The organism is Natrononativus sp. DTA114, from assembly GCF_059736515.1.
Genome location: NZ_JCASSN010000003.1, coordinates 285,545 through 307,109 on the forward strand (window position 1 = coordinate 285,545; position 21,565 = coordinate 307,109).

At 66.3% G+C, this 21,565-nt stretch carries 27 protein-coding genes; 10 read left to right on the plus strand and 17 right to left on the minus strand.

What is annotated here, in order from left to right; translation table 11 throughout:
* The first annotated feature begins 1 nt into the window (after window position 1).
* Together AC6I6S_RS11395 and AC6I6S_RS11400 are read left to right on the plus strand one after the other, a co-directional pair.
* On the plus strand, window positions 2–274 hold the full coding sequence (locus AC6I6S_RS11395) for a hypothetical protein (RefSeq protein WP_497950214.1): 273 nt from the start codon (window positions 2–4) through the stop codon (window positions 272–274).
* Between the two features lie 79 nt (window positions 275–353).
* On the plus strand, window positions 354–1,640 hold the full coding sequence (locus tag AC6I6S_RS11400; RefSeq protein WP_497950215.1) for a M48 family metallopeptidase: 1,287 nt from the start codon (window positions 354–356) through the stop codon (window positions 1,638–1,640).
* Between the two features lie 18 nt (window positions 1,641–1,658).
* Here the strand turns inward: AC6I6S_RS11400 and AC6I6S_RS11405 are convergent, their stop codons facing one another.
* From AC6I6S_RS11405 to AC6I6S_RS11425, 5 genes are all read right to left on the minus strand, one after another.
* Entirely contained in the window at window positions 1,659–1,943 is a 285-nt protein-coding gene (locus AC6I6S_RS11405; protein WP_497950217.1) for a hypothetical protein, read from the minus strand.
* Between the two features lie 73 nt (window positions 1,944–2,016).
* A complete protein-coding gene (gene cofG / locus AC6I6S_RS11410; RefSeq protein ID WP_497950218.1) occupies window positions 2,017–3,171 on the minus strand; it encodes a 7,8-didemethyl-8-hydroxy-5-deazariboflavin synthase subunit CofG in 1,155 nt (384 codons plus the stop codon).
* A 36-nt stretch (window positions 3,172–3,207) separates the two neighbouring features.
* Window positions 3,208–3,852: a 2-phospho-L-lactate guanylyltransferase gene (gene cofC / locus AC6I6S_RS11415; protein ID WP_497950220.1), complete on the minus strand. Its 645-nt coding sequence runs from the start codon at window positions 3,850–3,852 to the stop codon at window positions 3,208–3,210.
* Between the two features lie 148 nt (window positions 3,853–4,000).
* A complete protein-coding gene (locus tag AC6I6S_RS11420) occupies window positions 4,001–5,188 on the minus strand; it encodes a tubulin/FtsZ family protein (RefSeq protein WP_497950221.1) in 1,188 nt (395 codons plus the stop codon).
* Between the two features lie 247 nt (window positions 5,189–5,435).
* Entirely contained in the window at window positions 5,436–6,356 is a 921-nt protein-coding gene (locus AC6I6S_RS11425; protein ID WP_497950223.1) for a complex I NDUFA9 subunit family protein, read from the minus strand.
* A 142-nt stretch (window positions 6,357–6,498) separates the two neighbouring features.
* Between AC6I6S_RS11425 and tmk the strand changes: the two genes are divergently transcribed.
* Complete coding sequence (gene tmk / locus AC6I6S_RS11430) at window positions 6,499–7,095, plus strand: dTMP kinase (RefSeq protein ID WP_497950224.1); 597 nt, start codon at window positions 6,499–6,501, stop codon at window positions 7,093–7,095.
* Window position 7,096: 1 nt separating this feature from the next.
* On the opposite strand, the gene AC6I6S_RS11435 is transcribed toward tmk, so the two are convergent.
* The gene (locus AC6I6S_RS11435) at window positions 7,097–7,420 is read right to left on the minus strand and encodes a DUF7991 family protein (RefSeq protein ID WP_497950225.1); all 324 of its coding nucleotides are present in this window, start codon (window positions 7,418–7,420) and stop codon (window positions 7,097–7,099) included.
* Between the two features lie 71 nt (window positions 7,421–7,491).
* Between AC6I6S_RS11435 and pdhA the strand changes: the two genes are divergently transcribed.
* On the plus strand, window positions 7,492–8,538 hold the full coding sequence (pdhA, locus tag AC6I6S_RS11440; RefSeq protein ID WP_497950227.1) for a pyruvate dehydrogenase (acetyl-transferring) E1 component subunit alpha: 1,047 nt from the start codon (window positions 7,492–7,494) through the stop codon (window positions 8,536–8,538).
* Between the two features lie 274 nt (window positions 8,539–8,812).
* Here the strand turns inward: pdhA and AC6I6S_RS11445 are convergent, their stop codons facing one another.
* Together AC6I6S_RS11445 and AC6I6S_RS11450 are read right to left on the minus strand one after the other, a co-directional pair.
* Window positions 8,813–9,043, minus strand: coding sequence for an Lrp/AsnC family transcriptional regulator (locus tag AC6I6S_RS11445; protein WP_497950228.1), 231 nt, complete (start codon window positions 9,041–9,043; stop codon window positions 8,813–8,815).
* Window positions 9,043–9,744 (minus strand): potassium channel family protein, encoded by a 702-nt coding sequence (locus AC6I6S_RS11450; RefSeq protein ID WP_497950230.1) that lies wholly within the window; start codon window positions 9,742–9,744, stop codon window positions 9,043–9,045. Before AC6I6S_RS11450 ends, AC6I6S_RS11445 begins: the two co-directional genes overlap by 1 nt.
* A 103-nt stretch (window positions 9,745–9,847) precedes the next feature.
* Between AC6I6S_RS11450 and AC6I6S_RS11455 the strand changes: the two genes are divergently transcribed.
* Window positions 9,848–10,078, plus strand: a complete 231-nt coding sequence (locus AC6I6S_RS11455; RefSeq protein ID WP_497950231.1) for an Lrp/AsnC ligand binding domain-containing protein — start codon at window positions 9,848–9,850, stop codon at window positions 10,076–10,078.
* A gap of 58 nt (window positions 10,079–10,136) precedes the next feature.
* On the opposite strand, the gene AC6I6S_RS11460 is transcribed toward AC6I6S_RS11455, so the two are convergent.
* Window positions 10,137–10,655, minus strand: a complete 519-nt coding sequence (locus AC6I6S_RS11460) for a DUF5813 family protein (protein WP_497950233.1) — start codon at window positions 10,653–10,655, stop codon at window positions 10,137–10,139.
* A gap of 228 nt (window positions 10,656–10,883) precedes the next feature.
* Between AC6I6S_RS11460 and AC6I6S_RS11465 the strand changes: the two genes are divergently transcribed.
* Window positions 10,884–11,045, plus strand: a complete 162-nt coding sequence (locus AC6I6S_RS11465) for a hypothetical protein (protein WP_497950234.1) — start codon at window positions 10,884–10,886, stop codon at window positions 11,043–11,045.
* Window positions 11,046–11,067: 22 nt separating this feature from the next.
* Here AC6I6S_RS11465 and AC6I6S_RS11470 read toward each other — a convergent pair whose 3' ends face one another.
* Window positions 11,068–11,457: a DUF7522 family protein gene (locus tag AC6I6S_RS11470; protein WP_497950236.1), complete on the minus strand. Its 390-nt coding sequence runs from the start codon at window positions 11,455–11,457 to the stop codon at window positions 11,068–11,070.
* A 118-nt stretch (window positions 11,458–11,575) separates the two neighbouring features.
* Here AC6I6S_RS11470 and AC6I6S_RS11475 point away from each other — a divergent pair, with 118 nt between their 5' ends.
* Window positions 11,576–12,529: a D-2-hydroxyacid dehydrogenase gene (locus AC6I6S_RS11475; RefSeq protein WP_497950237.1), complete on the plus strand. Its 954-nt coding sequence runs from the start codon at window positions 11,576–11,578 to the stop codon at window positions 12,527–12,529.
* A 28-nt stretch (window positions 12,530–12,557) separates the two neighbouring features.
* Here the strand turns inward: AC6I6S_RS11475 and AC6I6S_RS11480 are convergent, their stop codons facing one another.
* Window positions 12,558–12,923, minus strand: a complete 366-nt coding sequence (locus tag AC6I6S_RS11480) for a DUF7344 domain-containing protein (RefSeq protein ID WP_497950238.1) — start codon at window positions 12,921–12,923, stop codon at window positions 12,558–12,560.
* 123 nt (window positions 12,924–13,046) lie between these two features.
* On the opposite strand from AC6I6S_RS11480, the gene AC6I6S_RS11485 reads away from it, so the two are divergent.
* Window positions 13,047–13,706: a helix-turn-helix domain-containing protein gene (locus AC6I6S_RS11485; RefSeq protein ID WP_497950239.1), complete on the plus strand. Its 660-nt coding sequence runs from the start codon at window positions 13,047–13,049 to the stop codon at window positions 13,704–13,706.
* Here AC6I6S_RS11485 and AC6I6S_RS11490 read toward each other — a convergent pair.
* From AC6I6S_RS11490 to AC6I6S_RS11510, 5 genes are all read right to left on the minus strand, one after another.
* Window positions 13,703–14,980: an O-acetylhomoserine aminocarboxypropyltransferase/cysteine synthase family protein gene (locus tag AC6I6S_RS11490; protein WP_497950241.1), complete on the minus strand. Its 1,278-nt coding sequence runs from the start codon at window positions 14,978–14,980 to the stop codon at window positions 13,703–13,705. The genes AC6I6S_RS11485 and AC6I6S_RS11490 overlap by 4 nt on opposite strands.
* A gap of 80 nt (window positions 14,981–15,060) precedes the next feature.
* Window positions 15,061–15,540: a GNAT family N-acetyltransferase gene (locus AC6I6S_RS11495; protein WP_497950242.1), complete on the minus strand. Its 480-nt coding sequence runs from the start codon at window positions 15,538–15,540 to the stop codon at window positions 15,061–15,063.
* A gap of 31 nt (window positions 15,541–15,571) precedes the next feature.
* Window positions 15,572–17,152: a 2,3-bisphosphoglycerate-independent phosphoglycerate mutase gene (gene gpmI, locus AC6I6S_RS11500; RefSeq protein WP_497950243.1), complete on the minus strand. Its 1,581-nt coding sequence runs from the start codon at window positions 17,150–17,152 to the stop codon at window positions 15,572–15,574.
* 27 nt (window positions 17,153–17,179) lie between these two features.
* Window positions 17,180–18,331 (minus strand): sensor histidine kinase, encoded by a 1,152-nt coding sequence (locus AC6I6S_RS11505; RefSeq protein ID WP_497950244.1) that lies wholly within the window; start codon window positions 18,329–18,331, stop codon window positions 17,180–17,182.
* A 131-nt stretch (window positions 18,332–18,462) separates the two neighbouring features.
* Window positions 18,463–18,720, minus strand: a complete 258-nt coding sequence (locus AC6I6S_RS11510; protein WP_497950246.1) for a hypothetical protein — start codon at window positions 18,718–18,720, stop codon at window positions 18,463–18,465.
* A gap of 112 nt (window positions 18,721–18,832) precedes the next feature.
* Between AC6I6S_RS11510 and AC6I6S_RS11515 the strand changes: the two genes are divergently transcribed.
* Window positions 18,833–20,101: a DNA double-strand break repair nuclease NurA gene (locus AC6I6S_RS11515; protein ID WP_497950248.1), complete on the plus strand. Its 1,269-nt coding sequence runs from the start codon at window positions 18,833–18,835 to the stop codon at window positions 20,099–20,101.
* A gap of 85 nt (window positions 20,102–20,186) precedes the next feature.
* On the opposite strand, the gene AC6I6S_RS11520 is transcribed toward AC6I6S_RS11515, so the two are convergent.
* Window positions 20,187–20,531 carry a DUF7113 family protein gene (locus AC6I6S_RS11520; RefSeq protein WP_497950249.1) on the minus strand — a complete coding sequence of 115 codons (345 nt, stop codon included), beginning with the start codon at window positions 20,529–20,531 and terminating at the stop codon, window positions 20,187–20,189.
* Between the two features lie 327 nt (window positions 20,532–20,858).
* Here AC6I6S_RS11520 and AC6I6S_RS11525 point away from each other — a divergent pair, with 327 nt between their 5' ends.
* Window positions 20,859–21,479 carry a DUF7344 domain-containing protein gene (locus tag AC6I6S_RS11525; protein ID WP_497950251.1) on the plus strand — a complete coding sequence of 207 codons (621 nt, stop codon included), beginning with the start codon at window positions 20,859–20,861 and terminating at the stop codon, window positions 21,477–21,479.
* The last annotated feature ends 86 nt before the right edge of the window (window positions 21,480–21,565 follow it).

Genomic DNA, 21,565 nt, shown 5'->3' on the forward strand with positions numbered 1-21,565 from the left:
TATGAACCACCTCTTTCAGACGGACGAGAACCGGTGGCGGCTACCGACTCACGCCCACCTCGTCGTCTACGAGCGCGAGGGTCGCGGCCTGCTCACGATCTACGACTGCGGGGCGGCCCAGAAGCCGCCCTCCGCGCAGTTGCTCGGGACCCTCGAGTCCGTTCGGGCACGGGCGGAGACGCAGCCGAACCCGACGGGCCGGGTCGTGAAACTCCGGGAGACGGCGGTCCTCGAACGGGTTGGCGAGGACCGGTATCGTATCGTTCCGGCCTGATCCGAGCGGAGGTCTCGCCGGTGCACCGGCGCCGGCACCTGCCGCAACCGTTAACCGGCGGCGATGACACCTTTCCGGCATGCTCACCCTGCATCTGGTCTTTCTCGTCCTGTTCGTCGGGACGACGGCGTTTTTCACCGCGCTCTCGGTACTCAACCTCCGGTACGGCGCGCGGACGATCGAGCGCGAACGGGAGTGGGTGGAGGACCGACTCGGCCTCGAGGACACCGACCGGGTCGTCGCCTACCAGCGCGCGAAGAGCCGACTGGGCGCGATCCAGACCTGGGCCACCGTCGCGCTGTTTCTCGCCGTTCTCTACTCCGGGGCGCTCGCGGCGGTCGGGGAGTGGCTCGAGTCCCTGGGGTACGGCCCCGCGCTCACGGGTGTCGTCTTCTTCCTCGGAACGATCGTCGCCCTCCGGCTGTTTTCGGTCCCGTTCGATCTCTACGACACGTTCGTACTCGAGGAGCGATTCGATTTCAACGAACAAACGCCGGGGCTGTTCGCGAAGGACCTCGTCCTCGGAACGGTCATCTCGGCCGCGTTCGTCGTCGTGCTCGCGGGCGGGGTGCTCTGGTTCATCGCGGCGGTGCCGACCTACTGGCCGCTCGCGGCGCTCGCGCTGTACGCCGCCTTCTCCCTCGTCATGCTCGTCGTCTACCCGCGGGTGATCGCCCCGCTGTTCAACGACTTCGAGCCGGTCGAGGCGGGCGAGCTCCGGGCGGCCGTCGAGCGGGTGTTCGAGCGCGCCGGCTTCTCCTGTGACGGCATCTACGTGATGGACGCGAGCAGGCGCTCGTCACACTCGAACGCCTACTTCGTCGGTTTCGGGCGGACCAAGCGCGTGGTGCTGTTCGACACGCTGGTCGAGCAGATGGAACTCCCGGAGATCGAGGCCGTCCTCGCCCACGAACTCGCCCACTGGAAGCGCGGCCACATCTGGACGCAGTTCGGCGCGGGACTCCTTCGGGTCGGCGCGATTCTCGCGATCCTCTGGTACCTGCTGTCGACCCCGTGGCTGTACGAGATGTTCGCACTCCCCGAAACCGCCTACCTCGGGCTGGCCGTCGGCGCGCTGTGGATCCAGCCCCTCGCGAAGCTCAGCCGGCCGCTCGAGAACCGACTCTCGCTGGCCCACGAGCGCGAAGCCGACGCCTTCGCGACGGACGTGATGGGCGACGGCCAGGCGCTGATCGACGGTCTTTGCCGGTTGACGAGCGAGAACCTCTCGAACCCGTTCCCGCATCCCTGGTACGCGACGTTCCACTATACGCATCCCCCGATTCCCGATCGGATCCGCTACATCCAGGGGCTGGGTGAGGGGGCCGACGACACGCCGCCGGCGGGTGCGAGCGGCGCGGACTGAGCGTCGACGTCTTGGGACTCAGTCGCCGGACGCCCGCGGCGCTCCCGCGAGTTCTTCGAGCGTCGGCCGAACCTCCTCGAAGTTCGGCCCTCTCGTGATTTCTCCTCGCTCCCGATGCCATCTGACGTAGCCTGCGTCCTCGAGCACTGGCAGGTGCACGTGGGCGAACGCGACGCGTCGGCGATCGGTGCTGTCGCTCACGCGATCGTGCTGGGGCTCTGCTTCGAGGAGCGCCAGCAGCAGGTGCCGCCGGTGTTCGTTCGAAAGCACCTCGAGGGGATGGCTCTCATTGGCATCGTCCATGTGTGACCCCAAAATCACGTTCGAATATCCTTAGAAGGGCTAACAGCGTAGGGTCTCCGAGCAGAACGCGAGGTCAGCCGCCCGGTTCGCCGAGAACCGCGCGGTACCGGTCGCCCGCCTCGTCGCCGGCTTCGAGGGCTGCCCGGATACGCGGCGAGATCCACTCACGCTCCCCGCAGGATGTGCCGTCGGCGGGGACGCCGTCGAAACCCGAGGTCCGGAGGCCGGCCGGGAGGAACCGCTCGTAGACGGGGAGCCGCTCGCGGAGGGGGACGCCGGCTTCTTCGGCGATTTTCTCGAGTTCGCGCAGCGCCGGCCAGGCGTAGTCGGGGTTGATGTGGTCGTCGGTCACGGGCGAGACGCCGCCCAGATCGTCGATCCCGCAGTCGACCAGTTCGCGGGCGGGCGCGAGGTTCGGCGGCACCTGCACCGACACCTCTTCGGGGAGGGCGACGCGGGCCATCGCCGTCACCCGTCGCAGCGTCTCGAGGTCGGGCGCCCCCTTCGACCAGCGCTCGTTGTCGACGACCGGCTGGACGATCACCTCCTGAATGTGATCGTAGCGCTCGTGCATCTCTCGGATCGCGAGCAGGCTCTCGGCGCGATCCCGCCAGCTCTCGCCGATCCCCACGAGAATCCCCGTGGTAAACGCGACGTCCAGTTCGCCCGCGTTCCGGATGGTCCGCAGCCGCTGGCCGGGCTCCTTTCGGCGAGGGCCGGCGTGGGCGTCGACTTCCGCCGTGGACTCGAGCATCACGCCCATGCTGGCGTTCAGGTCGGCGACCTCGGCCATCTGTTCGCGGGTCTGGTCGCCGGGGTTCGCGTGGGGCAACAGCCCCTCCTCTATGGCGACCTCACAGGCCGCCCGCAGGTAGGTGTGGATCGAGTCGTGGCCCCACTCGGCGAGCCGGTCGTGGATCTCGGTGTAGCGGTCGTCCGGGTCGTCGCCGAACGTAAACAGCGCCTCGGTACAGCCGGCCTCTGCGCCGGTTCGACAGATCTCGCGAACCTCCTCGAGGGAGAGCAGCGAGGCCTCCCCCGGCGGGTCGAAGTACGTACAGTAGGTGCAGGTGTACCGACAGGCTGTCGTCAGCGGGATGAAGACGTTTCGGGCGAAGCTGAGCTCCGGGGCGGGGTCGACGTCGTCGGGCGTTACCTCGAGCAATCGATCGCGGTCGCTGGGATCGATCGACAGCTCGACGCCGTACTCGGCCGCACCGGGAATCATCACGTCGGTGTGGCCGCCCCGCGGGCATAAGCGCTCTCACTTCGGTTCGGGGCCGTCGGCACGCGGCGTCCCGTCGCGAGCGACGGCGACGCGGCCGCCCGTCGTCTGGAGGCGAAAGCCGGCCTCCTCGAGAAACGTCCGCGAGCGCGGCCGACCGTGGAGCAACACTTCGACGAGATCCGCGGATTCGTCGATATCCGTCGCGAGCCGGTAGGAGTCGACGGTTTCGAGCCGGGCTCCGACCTCGTCGGCGACCGCCCGGTGGTCGAGAAACGACGCGCCGTGGTAGTCCACGCGGAACTCCGGGTGGCGGACGACCAGGGCGTTCGTCCCGCCGCCACGACCCGGTGCGACGACAACCTCGCCGTCGGCCGAAAGCAGCGCCTCGAGGGCGTCGCTCGTCGCCAGCGCGAGATCCGCCATCACGACCGCGACGGGTTCGGTCGCCGTCTCGAGGAGGGCGTTGACTGCCCTGGAAAGGGATCGGTCGTCGACGCGGACCTCGGCTTCGAGTTCGATCGGCCCCGTCGCCAGCACCGTCGGCTCGTGTCCGGCGTCGTCGATCGCCGCCAGGACGTCCTCGAGCATCGCTCGCGCGAACCGCTCGCGCTCGGCGGGCGAGAGCACCGGCTCGAGACGGGTCTTCGGCGTCTCGACGGCGATAGGGACGACGACCTGCATCGTCCGACGATTGCCCGCACGCCGTCAAAAGGGCGTCGCCATCGGGTAGCGACCGAGCGCGTCTCACCCGGCGTCCGGATCGACGCCTCTCGAGAGGGAGTTCTCGGTCGGAGGAACGGATCGAGGGGACCGCTTCGGGTCGACGGCTCTAGAACAGCGGCTCGAGTTCGTCCTTCTCGTCTTCGACGAGCGACTCGAGGTTCTGCTGGCTCTCGGCCTGGATATCCTCCTGGTTCTCCTGGGCTTCGATCGCGACCTGCTGGAGTCGCTTGATCCGCGGAACGTTCGTCACGCCCGACAGCAGGATGGCCGCGGACACCTCCGGCTCGTCCAGCGGGTAGTCGCCACCCCGGACCTCCATCGAGCCGGTTTCCTCCTCGAGCCACTTGCGCCCGCGCTCGATGCCTTTCCGATTGAGGTACTCGTTAGGACCGGCGACGACGAGCAGCGCCCGCTCGGTGCCGTCGATCTCACAGGGGAGCGTGAGCCGGCCGAGTGCGGCCTTGCGGACGAGGCTCGTGATGCGGTTGGTCGTGTTCGCAGCGTCGAGCCCGTCCTCCGGGCTGTTGCCGGTGCCGCCGGTAAAGCGCGCGAGCAACCCGCCGCCACCGCCGGTCAGTTCGACGTCCTCGCTCGCGTAGCCGACCGTAGAGACCCCGCCACCTGAGAGGGTGTTGATGATCTCCGAGGAGTCGACGACGCTCTCAGCGACGTCCTGTCCTTCGCCGACCTCGCCGGCGCCGAAGAGGATGCCGAACCGGCGGACGATCTCTTCGTTGATCTGATCGTAGCCACCCTCGACGGACTCGCCGGTCTGTCGCCACGAGTCGTTGTCGAAGACGAGCAGGTTGTCGACCTCGCGGACGAACGTCTGGAACGACCTGGCCGCGTTCAGGGTGTAGATGCCACCCTCGTCCGTTCCGGGCAGGACGCCCAGCCCGTAGACGGGGATGGTGTAAATCCGCTTGAGGTGTTTCGCGAGGACGGGTGCGCCACCGCTGCCGGTGCCGCCGCCCATCCCCGCACAGACGAGGAACGCGTCGACCTCGTGGGTCGGGATCTGGTCGATCGCGTTCTGGACCTCGTCGATGTCCTCCTCGGCGACTTCCGCGCCGAGTTCGTTGTCTGCGCCCACGCCGTGGCCCTTTACCCGGGCCTGGCCGATGAGCACTCGATTCTCCTGGGGAATGTTCTCGAGGCCGATGAGGTCCGCTTTCGCGGTGTTGACGGCGATCGCCGCGCGGACGATCCCGCCGTTCGTTCGATCGTCGTACTCGAGGAATCGATCGACGATCTTGCCACCTGCCTGTCCGAATCCGATCATCGCCAGCTTCATAGTTAGTTTGGGGGCTCCGTTGGGTTGACACCAGTGCGATTAACAGTATAAATCTTTTGATTGTGTGAATATGTGGCACGTGGTGTGGGTGCCGAAAAACGCAAGACTGCGGCGACTTCGAAAGACGACAATCTATGATAACGATATTTGTCGCTGTCGGCTGCTCTATTCTTTATAGTAAGTGTTTGGGTCACCCGCTCCGTGTATTATATCCCCCCGTATACTCGCCCGAGCGCTCACCCCGCTCTCACGCGGTCTCGCGCGGTGGCTCCGCGGTGGGCTGTGTCTCGAGGCCGAGGTACTCTCGCAGCGTTCGCAACTCGGACTCGGATCGGCCGAACGCGGCAACGTCGTTTTCCGAAACCACGTTGTCCACCTTCAGCGAGCGAGCTTGATCCGGGCCGAACGGGAAGAACGGCACCGGGTCGGCGACGGTGAACCCGAACTTCGCCATCGATAACGGAACCGGGACGATCGACACCGACTTTCCCTCGGCCTCGTAGACGAGTTCCGTGACGTCCGCGAGCGTCAACACCTCGGAGCCGCCGAGTTCGTACGTTTCGCCGGCGTGATCCTCGTCTTCGATCGCATCCGCCATCATCGACACCAGATCGTCCACCCAGATGGGCTGAAATCGCGTCTTCCCGCCGCCCGGGAGCGCGGTGACGTACGGGGTCGTCACCTTCTTGGTGAACTCGAGGAACTCGGCTCCGTCGCCGAAGACGACCGACGGGCGGAAGATCGTCCACCCGAGGTCCGACTGACGGACGACCTCCTCGGCTTTCCCCTTCGCGCGGAGGTAGTCTGTCGGCCCGTTCGGATCGACGCCGAGTCCACTCATCTGTACGAACCGCGAGACGCCGGCTTCCTCGGCGGCCCTGACGAGGTTTTTCGTCCCCTGGAGGTGGACCTCGTCGTGTCCTTTCTCGCCGCTCGGCTCGAACAGCGGCGAGAGCGAGACGAGGTTGACGACGACGTCCCGGCCGGCGACGGCGCTCGTGATCGAATCGTAGGCGCTGACGTCGCCCACCGCCGTCGACACCCCGTCGGGGAGGTCGTCGCCCTCCGGACTGCGCGAGAGCACCGTTACCTCGTGACCGCGTTCGACCAGTTCCGCGGTCAGATTCGTGCCGATGAAACCACTGCCACCCGCGACGAGGACGTTCATATCTGTACACACTATCTCGAGCGGTAAATAGTTAGAAGCCGACACTGTAAGGGATCCCTGTCGCCGGGAGACGATTCCCGTCGCGCCGACGGAGTCGACGAGCCTCGACAGATTGTAGTAGCCGCCACCGAGACTGACGGGTATGCTGGTCACGCTCGAGGGTCTGGACGGCAGCGGCAAGACGACGGTCTGGGAGGCGCTTCACGACGTCTACCCCGAGGCGGTGTTCACCTCGGAACCGACCTCGGGTGAGACGGGGTCGTGGTACGGCGAGGCCGTCTACCGCTCGATCGCCGACGACGACGCGGATCCCCTCGCCGAACTGTTTCTCTACACCGCAGACCACGCCGACCACCTCTCGCGGCTGATCGAACCGGCGCTCGAGCGCGGCGACCTCGTGATCTCGGATCGGTACTCGGACTCCCGCTACGCCTACCAGGGAGCCAGCCTCGAGGGCGAGATCGTCCGTCCGATGGAGTACATCATCGGCGTCCACCGGGCGTTCTCGATCGATCCGGATCTCACGATCTATCTCGACGTCGATCCGGAGACGGCGGCCGCCCGCGCGGGCCGGACCAACAAGTACGAACACGAGGCGTATCTCTCGAAAGTCCAGGCTAACTACGAACAGTTGCTCCAGGGTGAACCCGACCGGTTCGTCCGAATCGACGCGACGCAGTCGCCGGAGGTCGTCCTCGAACGGGTGGAAACCGTGCTAGAGACGGCGCTCGAGGAGTAGCTCACCGCTCGGTCGTTTCCGGAAGGTCGATCTCGTCGGGGTGGGGCATCCAGAAGACGTCGATGGTGTAGCCGAGCGCGAGCGGGAGGCCGATCGCGACGGTGAACACCATCTCCGTCGAACCGAGATCCGCTCCGAGTCCGAGCGGTCCGCTCAACACGAGCGTGAAGACGAACAGCGCCATCGGGATCAACACGAGCACGTAGAGCACCGTCCCCCACTGGGTCTCGAGACGAATACGAAGGAAGCGGGTGGCGACGGCTGCAAACAGCGTGTTGACCAGAAGGATAACGAGCAGGCCGACCGCCGCGACGAGCGACACCATACCGAACGTAGCGGCCGGACGCTCTTTTCGGTATCGGAACCGCTTTGATGCCCGCGGGAGAGACACCCGCCATGAACCGGGTTATCGGTGAGCGCGACCTCGATGGGACGCCGTACAGCGATGAGGAGGCGCTCTCGCTCTTTCGCGATATCGTCCGGACGCGTCGATTCGACGAGCGTGCACTCGCACTCCAGCGCCGGGGCTGGATGAGCGGCTACCCGCCGTACAAGGGCCAGGAGGCTTCCCAGGTGGGCGCCGCCCACGCTCTCACGGACGCGGACTGGCTCGTGCCGACCTACCGCTCGAACGCGATGCAGATCGCCTTCGGGGTACCGATGAGCGATATCCTGCTCTTCCGACGAGGTTACGCGGAGTACACCTCCGATCACGACCTGAACGTCCTCCCGCAGGCGGTGCCGATCGCGACGCAGATCCCCCACGCCGCGGGGATCGGGATGGCCGCAAACTACGCCGACGACGACGCGGCGGTCTGCTGTTACTTCGGCGACGGCGCGACCAGTGAGGGCGACTTCCACGAGGGGCTCAACTTTGCGGGCGTCTTCGACGCCCCGGTCGTCTTCTTCTGTGAGAACAACGACTGGGCCATCTCCTTGCCCCGGGAGAAACAGACCGCGAGCGACACCATCGCCCAGAAAGCCGACGCGTACGGCTTTTCGGGGACCCAGGTCGACGGCAACGATCCGCTCGCCGTCCGCGAAACCGTCTCCGAGGCGTTCGAGTCGGCCCGCGAGGGCGAGCCGGTCCTCGTCGAGAGCCTGACCTACCGGCAAGGTGCCCACACGACGAGCGACGACCCCTCCCGCTACCGCGGGGAGCGCGAGGACCTCCCGGAGTGGCGGACCGCCGACCCGCTCGAGCGCTACGGGAACTACCTCCGCGAGCAGGGCGTTCTGGACGACGAACTCGCCGAGGCGATCGAGGAGGAAGCCGAGACGGAACTCGCAGAGGCTGTCGACACCGCCGAGGAGACGCCGGCCCCCGAACTCGACGAGATTTTCGACTCCGTCTACGCCGAGCGCACCCCGCGACTCGAGGAACAGCAGGCGTGGCTCGAGTCGTTCACCGCCGAGCACGACGTGCAGGAACTCGAGCACTGAGTCAGGGCTCGAGCTGACGGCTGGACTGTGAGTGATCCAGTTTACCCCGTGGAAACACCGTATGGCCGGGAGCGTGAGTCACCGCATATCGCGGTGACTCCAGTGACCCGGGGAAGGGCAGGCTTCACGGCACTCACCGCGAGCCTCGGAGAGGCGAGCGGGCCGACGACCGATGTGGAGGGTCGCTTGCGACCCGGAACGGAGGGAGGAGTGCTTTTAATCGAATTTTTGCCGAGGGTGCGCCGTAGGTGCACCCGCAGCGCAAAACTTCGCTTTAGTCCATCGCGATGTACGTCTGCGTGTCCTCGACGCCGCGGATCCCCTGGATCTGGTCCGCGGCGATCTCCTTTACCTCGCCAGGCGTGTCGACGGTCGCCTTCGCGATGATGTCGACGTCGCCGGCGACGATGTGGGCCGACTCGACGCCGTCGATTCCCTCAATGCTGTCTCTCAGCCTGTCCGCCTCGCCCGTGTTTGCCTTGACCATGACGAAAGCTGTAACCATCAGTTGACACCTCCGGGTTCCGCGTTCGCGCGCTGGTTCGTCGCCGATTCGCCGACCAGGATCTGTCGCACGTCGCTCAACACCGCGAAGTCCGCGAGCACCACCAGCCGGTCGCCCGTTTCGAGGGACTCGTCCGGGGTCGGGATCTCGAGGGGTGCACCACGCTTGCCGAAGGCGAGGGTTGTCGCGTCGGCCGGTAGCTGGAGTTCGCTGATCGTGTACCCCTTGACGGGGGCGTCGTCGGTGATCGTGAGTTCGACGACCTGGAGATGCTGGGCGATGTCGGCGATCGCCCGGATCGTCCCGCCGAGCAGGGCGTTCTTCGCCCCCATCGCGCCGAGCCGTTCCGGGTAGATCACCTCGTCGACCTCGTCGGCGTACTTGCGGTAGATCTCCTCGCGGTAGTCCTCGTCGATGCGCATGATCGTCCGGCAGCCGTGGTGTTTGGCGATCATACACGCCGCGAAGTTGACGTTCAGATCGCCCGTGAGCGCCCCGACCGCGTCGGCCTCCTCGACGCCCGCCTCCCTGAGCAGTTCCTCTCGAGAGCCGTCGCCCTGTACGACGGTAAACTCCTGATTACGGGCACGGCGCACCTTCGACTCGTCTCGCTCGATGAGCGTCACGTCGTGTCCCTCCTCGCGCAGAACACGTGCCGTGCGCAGACCGACCCGTCCGGCACCAATGATGACAAACCGCATGGGCAGGGGTACGCCGTCCCCCGTGAATAAGTTTGCCCCGCCGCTTCGAGAAAACTGGGCAAAGGCTTTAGTCATGTGAGAGAGTATCACACCGCCGAGATAGATGGTACACGCCTACATCATGGTGAAGACCGCCTCCGGACAGTCGGAACAGCTCCTCGAGGAGATCCAGGGACTCGGGTCGGTCGAGGGCGCTCACATCGTCGCCGGTAAATTCGATATTATCGTCGAGGTCGACACCGAGGAGGTGTACGACGTGCTCAAGACGTCCTCCTCCGGAATTCAGGGGTTCGACGGCGTCGAGGAGACGAAGACGTACATCGCGATGGATTAGCGCCGGTCGTCGTCCGATCTGGCGGCTCTCGAACGACGCGTCGGTAACACTCGTTGAGCTACAGGGGCGTTCCGCCGCCGTTCTCCGCCGCCCGCTGGCCGCGTTGCTGAGCGCTCTCGAGCAACGTCGCCGCCTCGCCGCGGTATTCGTAGCCGGGGATGATCCCCTGTGCGTAGGTCCCCTCGACGTACTCGATGAGCGTCTTCGCGTCGTCGACCCCCTCGCCGGCGTCCCAGGCGACGTACTCGAGGGTCACCCGTACCCGATCGTCCTCGCGGTCGATCCGTGGCTCCTCGTGGCTCGTCGTGTGCGCCACCGAGAAGACGTCGGCGAGGCGGCGCTCGAGCGTCTCGAACCAGCCGTCTTCGACGACCGGGTCGACGAGGTCTGCGGTGGCCGCGGAGAGCGACGGCAGGGTGACGACGAGGGTAAACCGACCGTCGCGCTCGCCCGGTGCATCGGCGGCGGTGACGGTCGTCTCGAAGACGGTCGTCTCGAGGCTGTAGCCGACGTCGTCGGCTGCGAACGAGTCGTGTGTTTCGAGCGCGCGGTCGACGGCGGCCGGGAACTCGGTCATGACGGGACGGTCGCGGTCGCGAGAGAAGGGTGTTACGCTCGCCCGATAGTATCGGCGAGTGGACCCTGCGGCGTCCGTTCGCACACGCCACCTGGCGTTCGCTTGGCGGCCGTAATCGGATATTACGCATCGGCTGGGGTCGCCCGAAACCGTTCCGTCGAACTAAGCCCTCGTTTTGAGGCTGTTCGAGCACCATAACTACGTGGGCCGTCGCCGTTGTGCGGCGGCATGGCTCTGGATAAGTACGTCGCCGAACAGCGACGGTTCGCACGCCTTCTCGGAACCGGTTCACATCGCAGCGGCCTTCCCGTCGGCTCCGCACTCGAGGAGACTGACCGAGACGACTCGTCCGATCGCGGCTCCTTCGATTCGATTTCTGCCAGCGACTGATTCGATTGCCGCCTCGTCGGTATCAGTTCCGCGTTCGGTGCTCGAGAACGGTCCCGACCGCGGTCGCCACCTCTTCGAAATCCCGGATCGTCAGCCCGTCAGTCGTGACGAAAACCCCCTCGCGATCGGTCGTGACGCGGACGAGAAAGCCGTTGTTGAACACCCGGATCGTGTACCGATAGCTCCCCAGTTCCGATCCTTCGTACGCCGTCTGCGTGGTCTTGAACCCGCGCCACTCGTGGCCGATGAACGTCGAGAGGTCGGCGTCGCGGGCCAGATCGCGCCGCAGGTAGAGCTGTTCGTAGTCGTCCCGCGTGAAGTAGGTGATCGAGCGGAGACTGTCGCCGACGGCGGTCCTGCAGGTCGTCCGAATCCGATCGGCCGTCTCGGCCGGCAGTATGCTCGCAGCCATATCCACGCCGTCGGCCCCCGGCGGCTTAGTCGCCGCGACTCCGACAACGGGGACGGTCGTCCGGCATCCCGCCAGCCAACGAAAAGAGCGAACTATCCGGCGGTGCATCGGAGGGACGATGGACCACGACCACGAACTGTTGATCCCACACGCCTACTCGAGTCAGACGAAAACCACCCTCGAGGCCGCGCTCTCGTCTCTCGACGGGCTCTCGCTTTCGATCGCGGACACCCCTGCGGAGACGCGAGCGGGGTTCGAGACGGCGACCATCGCGCTGACGACGCGCCTCCCCGAGGAATGGCCTGATGTAGTCGCCCGCCTCGAGTGGGTACAGGCGATCAGCGCGGGCTACGATCACTACGACCTGGACGCCCTCGAGGAGGAGGGGATCGTCCTGACGAACGCCGCGGGGGTTCACGCCCAGCCGATCGCAGAGCAAGTCCTGGGGGCGATGCTCTCGTTCGAACGCGAACTACTCACGGCGCGGGACCGCCAGACCGACGGCGTCTGGCTCCGATCGGAGGGCGGCGAACTCGCGAGCAAGACGGTCGGCGTCGTCGGGTTGGGGGCGATCGGCGGGCGGGTCGCTGAACTCGCCGCCGCCGTGGGTTCGACGGTCATCGGTACCAAACGGGATCCCTCGAGCGCGCCCGCGGCAGCCGACGAGGTCTACCCGTCCGAGGAACTCGACGAGGTGCTTCGCCGCGCGGACTACCTCGTTCTGGCTTGCCCGCTCACCGACGACACGCGGGGCTTGATCGACGGCGCCGCCCTCGAAACGATGCCCGCAGAGGCGGTGCTGGTCAACATCGCCCGCGGCGGCGTCGTCGATGAGGACGCGCTGGTGGCGGGACTCCAGCAGGGGCGGATCGCCGGCGCGGCACTCGACGTGTTCGAGGAGGAACCCCTTCCACGGAAGTCGCCGCTGTGGAATCTACCGAACGTGCTCGTAACACCGCATATGGCGGGGTCGACGCCGCAGTACTACGACCGGGTCGCGGAGATATTCTCCGAGAACTACGAGCGGTTCCGGGCGGGCGATCTCGAGGGGATGCGAAATCGGATCGTCTGACCGGCGGCTCGCTACCACCTCTCGAGCGCTATCGGTCGGTCGCGACGGGGTCTATCCGCGACGGTGCTACCTCGATCGCCTTCGCGGTCTCGGTCGCGATGCTCGTGTCTCGAACCCTGACGTCACCACTTCGCGCATCGTACTCGAGTACCGACGCGTCGTTGAGGGCGGGAAGGTGACTGTGGCGGAGTTCGATCGCGATCCGACGGCGTACTGTCGCTTCGTCTGCGTCAGAGCGCTCATGCTCGTGTTCGACCAGCGCCTCGACGAGTTCGTCGACGTGGTAGACCTCCTCCTTCCCTTCGAGCGCGAACGAACACAGAAAGCGGCGTCGAGGGTTCTTGAGGAGCCGAAAGACAGTAGTGAGATGAACAGACTCGATCGGAATATACATCGTTCTTACTAACCAGAATTTTTCTGATGTAGCTGTGGCGGGAATACTCCTGCCATTTATCCTATGCGACCGGATCGCAAGACGAAGCCGTCAAATACCCTGCTTTCTCTCGGCAACATGAGAATGATCATCGTGGAATTCCGCCTCGATCACCCCGTCTTGCGGCAAACGCTTCAGCGGGTGCCCGAGGTCGAACTCACCTGGGAGCGATCGGACGCGATCGACGACAGCCGGATTCGCCTTCTGATCTGGGCCGACGGCGACGGCCTCGACGCGTTCGAGTCCGCACTCGAGGACGATCCCACGGTTGCGAGGTCGTCGCTGGTCGCCGACGTTGGCGATAGCCGTCTCTACCGGGCCGAGTTGGCCGACGAGGGGCTCGAGACGAGCATCTACCCGCTGCTCGTCGACGAGGGCAGCGTCATCCAGGAGCTCACCGCGACCCACGAAGGCTGGTCGTTCCAGGTCGCGTTCCCGAGCCGGGACTCGGTCGACCGGTTTTTTACGTTCTGTTCGGATCACGGGATTGGCGTCGATCTCCACCGGCTGTACGAGGAGGCCGACTCGATGCCGGAGTCGACGTACGGGTTGACTGACAGCCAGCGGGAGGCGCTCGTCGCCGCCCTCGAGAGCGGCTACTTCGAAATTCCGCGCGGGAGTTCGCTCGAGGAACTAAGCGATCGGCTCGAAATCTCCGAAAATGCGGCCTCGGAGCGGCTCCGGCGGGCGATGGAGACGCTGGTCGAGCACACGGTGTACCGGGACGCCTCGACCGCCGATTAGACGGCGTCGATCGCCGACTCGAGGTCCGCGATCACGTCGTCTGCGTCTTCGATCCCCACGGAGAGCCGCACGAGGTCGTCGGTGACGCCGCTGGCCAGTTTCTCCTCTTCCGTGAGTTGCTGATGGGTCGTGCTCGCCGGGTGGATGATCAGCGTTTTCGCGTCACCGACGTTCGCCAGCAGGCTCGTCAGATTGACCTCGTTGCAGACGGTTTCTGCCGCATCGTACCCTCCCTCGAGCCCGAACGTGATCATCCCGCCGTAGCCGCCGTCCAGATACTCGCTCGCTTCGGCGTGCGTCTCGTGGCTCTCGAGGCCGGGGTAGGTGACCCACGCGACCTCGGGATGGGCCTCCAGGAACTCGGCCACCGTGAGGGCGTTCTCGCAGTGTTTCTCCATGCGCAGCGGTAAGGACTCGAGCCTCTGGAGGGTGACCCAGGCGTCGAACGGCGACTGCTGGTTGCCCAGGTCCCGCAGGCCGCGGGTGCGGGCGGCGATGGAAAAGGCCTGCTCGCCGAACGTCTCGTAGAAGTTCACGCCGTGGTAGGCCGGATTGGGTTCCGTTAGTTCGGGATAGTCACCGTCCTCCCACGGGAAGGTACCGCCGTCGACGAGCACGCCGCCGACCGTCGAGCCGGCGCCGTGGATCCACTTCGTCGTCGAGTTCCAGACGAGGTCCGCGCCGTGCTCGAGCGGCCGGCAGAGGTAGGGCGTCGCGAACGTGTTGTCCACGAACAGCGGCACGTCGTGGTCGTGCGCGATATCGGCAATCCGTTCGATGTCGGGCGTCACCAGGGCGGGGTTGCCGATCGTCTCGAAGTGGACGAACGCGGTGTCGCCGTCGATCGCCTCGGCGTAGGCGTCGTAGTCGAGCGTGTCGACGAATTTCGTCCCGACGCCGCGCTTCTCGACGGTGTGAGTGAGGTAGGTGTAGGTGCCGCCGTACAGCGACGAGGAGGAGACGATGTTGTCGCCGGCGTCCGCGAGGATGAACGTCGCCAGATCGAAGGCGGCCATCCCCGAGGCGGTGGCGAGGGCGCCGACGCCGCCCTCGAGGGTGGCGATCCGCTCCTCTAACATCGCGTTCGTCGGGTTCATGATCCGCGAGTAGATGTTGCCGAACTCCTCTAAGCCGAACAGCGCGGCGGCGTGGTCGGTGTCCTCGAACTCGTAGGAGGTCGTCTGGTAGAGCGGCGGCGCCCGCGCCCCGGTCGTCGGATCCGGCTCGTGACCCGCGTGAACGCTGTTCGTCGCGAAGCGGTGGTCGTCCGTCATGGTCGCCCCCTCGCAGCGAACCCACCTAAAGGCGCGAGGTAGCTGCAAAAACGGTCGACTGTCTGTCACCCGCGCCGCTGCTACAACCGCTTTTCCATGTGCAACACGTCGAACGGTGCCGACTCGAGCGGGCGCACTCGAACGTCCTCGTACCCCCGGCGACGGTACATCGCCGGCAGGAACGGGTGGCCGTCGAACGTTCGAAGTCGCATGCGGTCGGCGCCCTCCCGTCGGGCGAGACCCTCGGCGTGGGCGACTAACGCGCCGCCGACGCCGGCCCCGCGCGCTCGCGGCGGAACGGCGAGACGGCCGAACTCCGGGGCGTCCTCGTCGTACTTCCCCGCCGCGCGATACCGGATGGCGCCGACGAGTTTGTCCTCGCAAACGGCGACGTAGAGCCGTGCCCCACGGATCCAGCGCTCGAGGGTGGCCCGGTCGGCCTCGGCCGCGCGGGAGCGAAAGCCGAGTTCGACGTTCGTCGCGTAGGCGTCGCGGTAGAGCCGCGCCAGCGTCGGGGCGTCCGCGAGCGCGGCCGGCCGGATCGAATCGAGGTCGGTCACGGTTTCGTGTGTCGCCTGTAGGGTGATAATATTACTCGAGCAGGTTTTCTCCCGTCATCTCCGGCGGCTGGTCGACGCCGATCAGCGAGAGCAGCGTCGGTGCGATATCGGCGAGCGTGCCGCCCTCGCGGACGCGTTTCCCGCCACTCGTTCCGTCGGGACCCACGTAGACGAACGGCACGTCGTTGTACGTGTGGGCGGTGTGGGGTTCCTCCTCGGTGCCCATCTCGTCGGCGTTGCCGTGGTCGGCCGTGACGATGACGTGTGCGCCGTGGGACTCGAGCACTTCGACGAGTCGGCCGAGTTCGGTGTCGACGGCCTCGACGGCCTCGACGGCGGCGCGGTAGTCGCCGGTATGGCCGACCATGTCGGGGTTGGCGTAGTTGAGCACGAGCACGTCGGGGTCGTCGCGTTCGATGCGGTCGATCGCCGTCTCCGTCACCTCGGGGGCGCTCATCTCCGGCTGCAGGTCGTAGGTGGGTACGTCCGGGCTGTCGACGATTTCGCGGCTCTCGCCGTCGAACTCGACCTCGCGGCCGCCGTTCAAGAAGTAGGTGACGTGGGCGTACTTCTCCGACTCGGCGATTCGAAGCTGGCTCTTTCCGGCGTCGGCGAGCACCTCGCCCAGCACCTGGGAGGGCTGGTTCGGCGGGAACGCGACGGGGAGGTCGAACGTCCTGTCGTACTGGGTCATCATCACGACCTCGACCTCCGGCGGGTGCGTCTCGAACTCGCCGCGCCAGTCCTCCGGGCGGATGTCTGCGAGCATTCGGGTCAACTGGCGCGCCCGGTCGGAGCGGAAGTTGAACCAGACGACCGCATCGCCATCTTGCAGCGCGAGATGGCTGCCAGCTGAGCTGTGCTCAGCGCTGTCGTCCGCCCCCTCTCCGTTCGCTCCGGAGCCTGTCACCAGCGTCGGCTCGAGGAACTCGTCGGTTTCGCCGCGGTCGTACGCGTCCCGGACGGCCTCGAGTCCGGTTTCGGCCGTGAACTCGGCGTCCCGGTTCACGATGGCGTCGTAAGCCCGCTTCGTTCGCTCCCAGTTCTGGTCGCGATCCATCGCGTAGTAGCGCCCGCAGACGGTCGCAACGCGGCCGGTGCCGACGTCCTCGATAACGTCTTCGAGCGTCTCGAGGTAGCCCTCCCCGCCAGTCGGCGAGGTGTCTCGGCCGTCGGTGATCGCGTGGGTAACCGCCTCGACGTCGCCGTCGGCGGCCATCCGGAGCAGGGCGTGGAGGTGTTCGTGATCCGAGTGGACGCCGCCGTCGCTGACGAGGCCGAGAAAGTGCACGCGGCCGCCGCGCTCTCGAGCGTGTTCGAACGCCCCGGTGATCGCCGCGTTCTCCCGGAAGGAGCCGTCGGCGACCGAGTCCGAGATACGGGTGTACTCCTGGTGGACGACCCGACCGGCGCCGATGTTCAGGTGGCCGACCTCGCTGTTCCCCATCTGGCCGTCGGGGAGCCCGACCCGCCGGCCCGCGACCTCGAGTCGTCCCGCGGCGCCGTGTCTCGAGAGTCTGTCGAACACGGGGGTGTGCGCCGCCTCGACCGCGTCCCTGTTCGTCCCGTCTCCGAGTCCCCAGCCGTCGAGGATGAGCAGAGCCGCCTCCATACTCGAGCGGTCACCCCGGCGGCGTAACTAGCTATCGTTCGAGACGCCGTCGAGGCGACGGTCACCGACGTTCCCCTCCGAACCGGTGGTCTCACGATCGATCGTCCCGCCCCCGTCGTGCGCCGCCAGCGGGAGACGGACCGTCACCGTCGTTCCGGTGTCGTCGCTGTCGAACGTGATCGAGCCGCCGGCGGCGTCGACGATCCACGTCGACACCCACAGCCCGAGCCCGCTCGAGTGATCGAGCGGGGTTTCGGTGCCGTCTTCCAGAACATCGAGTTCGCTCGTGGGGATACCGGGGCCGTTGTCGCAGATGGTGACGACGGCGGCGTTCGCGTCGATGTCGAGTCCGACGCCGAGTGCGGGATCGTCGGCGTGAACCGCCGCGTTCTCGAGCAAGTGATCGAAGGCAGCCTCGAGGTGGGCGTCCGTTCTGACCGTCACGCCCGACCGGATCGACGTCGTGATCGTCGCCGACGGAAATCGGTCGGCGAGCGCGGCCTGGCGGTTCCGGACCAACGCCGTGAGATCGACGTGGGTGGTCGGTGTATCGTCACCGATCGCGTCGGCAAGCCGGCGGACGGTATCGCTCAGGCGAACGATCCGTGCCGCGGTTTCTTCGATCTCGTCCGCCCGCTGGTCGGGGCGGCCGATTCCCTCGCGGACGAAGTCGGCCGTTCCCAGCAGCAGGTTGGCGCTGGTTCGAACGTCGTGTCTGAGTACCCGGTGTAACACCGCGAGTCGCTCGCGCTGGCGCCCAAGTTCCCGTTCGCGGCGGTTGGCCGCAGCCGAATTGGCGGTCGCCGCCTCCCCGCCTCGCTCGAGGCGGGAACCCGACTCGAGGACCGACCGGATACGGCTCTCGAGCAGCGTCGGTTCGCCCGTACCGTCACCGATGAACACGTCGTCGACACCGTCGTCGAGGGCGATGACGGCGTCGTCGCGATCGGTGACGACGGCGAGAACTGGGGCGTCAGCGCGGTTCACGGTTGCCTTGAGGCGGCGGTCGTCGACCGTTCTCGTGTCGACGACGAGACAGTCTACCGACTGGCCGATACCCGCTCGAGAGCCTCGCTCGGTGGTGACTCGCCAGGCCGAATCCATACGCGAGAGCCGTTCATCGATGGCGCTCTCGGTCCCCGCGACGACGAGGACGTGCGCCGGTTCTCGCTCGCGCACGGACAGTCCGGACACCATTACTCATTCCGGAAAATAGTACCTGATAGTGATAAATCCACGCGTGACGGAAACGACTGGTTCGGTTCGCTGGCACCGGTCGCACGACGGTCCGAGAACGGCTGTCCCGGTAGTTATCGATCGTGAGAGTACACCGCACCACACTCCCCACAGCGGGTCCCGTTTCCGGGTTTTCCCCGCTGGGCGAGGACGCTTCCGCAGTCGTGACAGATCATGTAGGGTCGGTGTTCCGGAGCGACGCCTGCCTCGAACTCCATGTGAACCCACGCGTCGGAATTCTCCTCGTCGTAGACGGTGACGCCGGTCGTCGTCTGGCGCCAGTTGATCGCGTCGCCCTCGGCGTCGCCGGTCCCTCGCGCTCGCTTCGACATCGGATACTCGACACTCCGCACACCGTCGCATAACCCTTCTGATACATTTTTACCCGCCTTCGAGTTAACCCGCACCGCGGGATTTTTCTCGGTGGGCTGGGAGGAGACGGGCATGACACTCGATCCGGTTCACTTCGAGGGAATCGCGCGACTGGCGCGACGGATCGACCACGGCGCGGACGAACGCGACCACCGGGCGTTCGCCGAGACGGTCTGGCGGGACTTTCTCGACCCGCTCGTCCACGACGGGCGAACGATACTCGAGCCGATCGACGGCGTCTCGAAACACCTCGTCAACTGCGAGGACGTCGCGCTCTGCGAGCGGCCGTTCCCGACCGAGCACGGTCTCGACGCGGGGACGATCAATCCGACGACGTTTCGCAACGGGCTGGTCATCGACATCGCGCAGGCGGCGATGAGCGCAACGCCGACGGACCTCGATCTGCACCGCTCCCGGAGCGTCGTCGCGACGGTCCACTCGAACGACGAAACCGCACGCGTCGACGACCGCTGGGATCGCTTCGACGAGGGGTACAGCCGCAGCCGCGCGGTGAAGGTGCCGCCGCTGCCGCGGTTCGCCGAGGGCGTCGTTCACGCGCTCTCGCTCTATCTCGCCGAGAGCGAACACGCCCGCGAGCACGCCTCGAGCGTTTCGGATCTGCTCGTCCTCGACGGCCCGCTTTATCCGCGCGGCCTGTTGCGATGGGCTGACCAGCACCCCGACCTCGCCGACTTCCTGCTCGAGGACCCGCGGCCGGCGACGGTCCTCGAGAACTACGTTCGGCTGGTCGAGACGTTCGTCGAACGGGAGGTTCCGCTCGTCGGCTTCGTCAAGAACCCCGCGACGCGAGTGCTCACGCGGGCGGTGAAGGCGAAGGGGCTCGAGGCGCCCTGGACCGACGACTCGGCGTTCTTCTCGCGGGTGCTCGAGCGCGGCGAGTACGTCGACGACGTCGAGGGCGACCGCTGGCAGCGCGACACCGACGCGCTCACCTACACCGGCTGGTTCCGCTCGCGGGGCGGCGTCGACCGCCCGCTCTCGACGGAGGGTGACGCGCTCGGGGTCGAGCGGCGGCTGGATCTCGAGAACTACGAGGTGACGTTCTTCGTCCTCTACGACCCGCGCGACGACCTCTGTTACCGCGTGGAGGCGCCGTATGCGTTTACTCGCAACCTCGACCTGCGCGAACGGCTAACGAAACAGTTGCTACAGGACGTCGCCGTCTCCCACGGCCCCCCGGGAATCGTCGAGAAGGCCGACGAACTCGCGCGGATCAGCGGCGCGGAGAAACAGTCGTTGCGAGAGGCGTTCGAGCAGCGGTTCGAGACGAGCCAGGACCGAACGTACGACGACCGTCGCTGGGGCGATGAGTTCGCCTGATACGGATCGGTATGACGTTTTACCGGCGATCGCTCGACCGGGGCTGCGATCACCGGCACAGAATTACGACGGACCGTATGAGCGGTCAGACTTCGGGCTCCGGCTCTCCCTTTTCGACCTCGAGTTCGACCTCGGTGCGGTCGACGCCGATCCGGGCGAACTGCGTGCGGACGTGTTCGCGGGCCGCCTCGAGAGCCTGATCGCGGGTGTCGAACCCGCGGGGCATCGGTGACTCGAACGCGAGGTTGACCTCCCGATCGCCGACGAACTGGGTGGTTCCGCCGCTATCGACCTCGTAGAACTCGTCGCAAACCCAGACGTACGCGGCGTCCTCGTCGGGGGCACCGCGGAACGACGGTGCGCGTTCACCCCGTTCGTACAGCGTACCGGTGAGTTCGGTGCCACCTGCCCGTCCGCGTACCAGAAGCATACCGAATTCGTACGCGTTCACGACGGAAAAAGACGCGGGGATCGATCGCGTGTTCTTTTTACGATCGTTCAGCGGATCGTGACTGGCCTCTGGAAACGACACTCCATTCGACGTTCAGCGAAACGAGTTGCGGCCGTTGTCGGGTTCCGTTCGACGCGCGTCCTTCCCGAATCCGTCCCGCCAGAATAGCCGGATCGATGACACTCAACCCGTTCGGTCACGGCGGTATCGGCTGAGAGCTATCGACGACGTTCTAACACCATGATCTATTACTACCAAACTGTTTTGGATCGGGGCTTATGTCGCTCCCGTGTGTACCGTGTTGCGATGAGTTCAGACGCTCCCCTCCACCGGACACGCGACCCGGCGCTTCGAACGGTCGACGTCCCGTCGGACGCTCTCGAAGCGTTCGCCCACCCGCGTCGCTGGACTGTCGTCTCGGTTCTCCTGGAATCGATGGAGTCGATGTCGGCATCGGAGCTGGCTGAACGAGTGATCGAACGCGAGCAGGGAGGTGAAATTTCGATAGGGGAGGACCTCGAACGGACGACCGTGGGCGTCTCGCTCTATCACAGCCACCTCCCGAAGCTTGCGGATCACGATCTCGTCGCGTGGGACCCGGAGACTGAGCGGGTCTCGCTCACCGACGACCCCCAGACGCGGATGTGGATACGATCGACGCTCGAGTCGGAGACGGCGAGCCGATGCCGGACGCTCGCGAGCGGCCGTCGCCGATCGGTGCTGGCGGCGCTCTCAGAGCAGTCCGGCGCCGTCTCCGTGTCTGCGCTCGCCGACGCCGTCGCCGCTCGAGCGGACGAGTCGGCGCTCGACGGCGACCGCCTCGCGATTTCGCTCCGCCATAGCGACCTTCCGGCGCTCGAAGCGGCGGGTTTCCTCGAGTACGACGCCGAAGCCAACGTGGTGGCGGCGCCGGACGCACGTGAGTAACACCGGGTGTCGGAGCGACTGGCCGCGTTTCACCGACGGTTCGGAGGCTGTTCTCGTTTCGCTACTGTCGTCGTCCAGCTAACACA

Coding starts and splice junctions, on each gene's coding strand:
- AC6I6S_RS11395 (WP_497950214.1), top strand. CDS start 2: ATGAACCACCTCTTTCAGACGGACGAGAACCGGTGGCGGCTACCGACT.
- AC6I6S_RS11400 (WP_497950215.1), top strand. CDS start 354: ATGCTCACCCTGCATCTGGTCTTTCTCGTCCTGTTCGTCGGGACGACG.
- AC6I6S_RS11405 (WP_497950217.1), bottom strand. CDS start 1,943: ATGGACGATGCCAATGAGAGCCATCCCCTCGAGGTGCTTTCGAACGAA.
- cofG (WP_497950218.1), bottom strand. CDS start 3,171: ATGATTCCCGGTGCGGCCGAGTACGGCGTCGAGCTGTCGATCGATCCC.
- cofC (WP_497950220.1), bottom strand. CDS start 3,852: ATGCAGGTCGTCGTCCCTATCGCCGTCGAGACGCCGAAGACCCGTCTC.
- AC6I6S_RS11420 (WP_497950221.1), bottom strand. CDS start 5,188: ATGAAGCTGGCGATGATCGGATTCGGACAGGCAGGTGGCAAGATCGTC.
- AC6I6S_RS11425 (WP_497950223.1), bottom strand. CDS start 6,356: ATGAACGTCCTCGTCGCGGGTGGCAGTGGTTTCATCGGCACGAATCTG.
- tmk (WP_497950224.1), top strand. CDS start 6,499: ATGCTGGTCACGCTCGAGGGTCTGGACGGCAGCGGCAAGACGACGGTC.
- AC6I6S_RS11435 (WP_497950225.1), bottom strand. CDS start 7,420: ATGGTGTCGCTCGTCGCGGCGGTCGGCCTGCTCGTTATCCTTCTGGTC.
- pdhA (WP_497950227.1), top strand. CDS start 7,492: ATGAACCGGGTTATCGGTGAGCGCGACCTCGATGGGACGCCGTACAGC.
- AC6I6S_RS11445 (WP_497950228.1), bottom strand. CDS start 9,043: ATGGTTACAGCTTTCGTCATGGTCAAGGCAAACACGGGCGAGGCGGAC.
- AC6I6S_RS11450 (WP_497950230.1), bottom strand. CDS start 9,744: ATGCGGTTTGTCATCATTGGTGCCGGACGGGTCGGTCTGCGCACGGCA.
- AC6I6S_RS11455 (WP_497950231.1), top strand. CDS start 9,848: ATGGTACACGCCTACATCATGGTGAAGACCGCCTCCGGACAGTCGGAA.
- AC6I6S_RS11460 (WP_497950233.1), bottom strand. CDS start 10,655: ATGACCGAGTTCCCGGCCGCCGTCGACCGCGCGCTCGAAACACACGAC.
- AC6I6S_RS11465 (WP_497950234.1), top strand. CDS start 10,884: ATGGCTCTGGATAAGTACGTCGCCGAACAGCGACGGTTCGCACGCCTT.
- AC6I6S_RS11470 (WP_497950236.1), bottom strand. CDS start 11,457: ATGGCTGCGAGCATACTGCCGGCCGAGACGGCCGATCGGATTCGGACG.
- AC6I6S_RS11475 (WP_497950237.1), top strand. CDS start 11,576: ATGGACCACGACCACGAACTGTTGATCCCACACGCCTACTCGAGTCAG.
- AC6I6S_RS11480 (WP_497950238.1), bottom strand. CDS start 12,923: ATGTATATTCCGATCGAGTCTGTTCATCTCACTACTGTCTTTCGGCTC.
- AC6I6S_RS11485 (WP_497950239.1), top strand. CDS start 13,047: ATGATCATCGTGGAATTCCGCCTCGATCACCCCGTCTTGCGGCAAACG.
- AC6I6S_RS11490 (WP_497950241.1), bottom strand. CDS start 14,980: ATGACGGACGACCACCGCTTCGCGACGAACAGCGTTCACGCGGGTCAC.
- gpmI (WP_497950243.1), bottom strand. CDS start 17,152: ATGGAGGCGGCTCTGCTCATCCTCGACGGCTGGGGACTCGGAGACGGG.
- AC6I6S_RS11510 (WP_497950246.1), bottom strand. CDS start 18,720: ATGTCGAAGCGAGCGCGAGGGACCGGCGACGCCGAGGGCGACGCGATC.
- AC6I6S_RS11515 (WP_497950248.1), top strand. CDS start 18,833: ATGACACTCGATCCGGTTCACTTCGAGGGAATCGCGCGACTGGCGCGA.
- AC6I6S_RS11520 (WP_497950249.1), bottom strand. CDS start 20,531: ATGCTTCTGGTACGCGGACGGGCAGGTGGCACCGAACTCACCGGTACG.
- AC6I6S_RS11525 (WP_497950251.1), top strand. CDS start 20,859: ATGAGTTCAGACGCTCCCCTCCACCGGACACGCGACCCGGCGCTTCGA.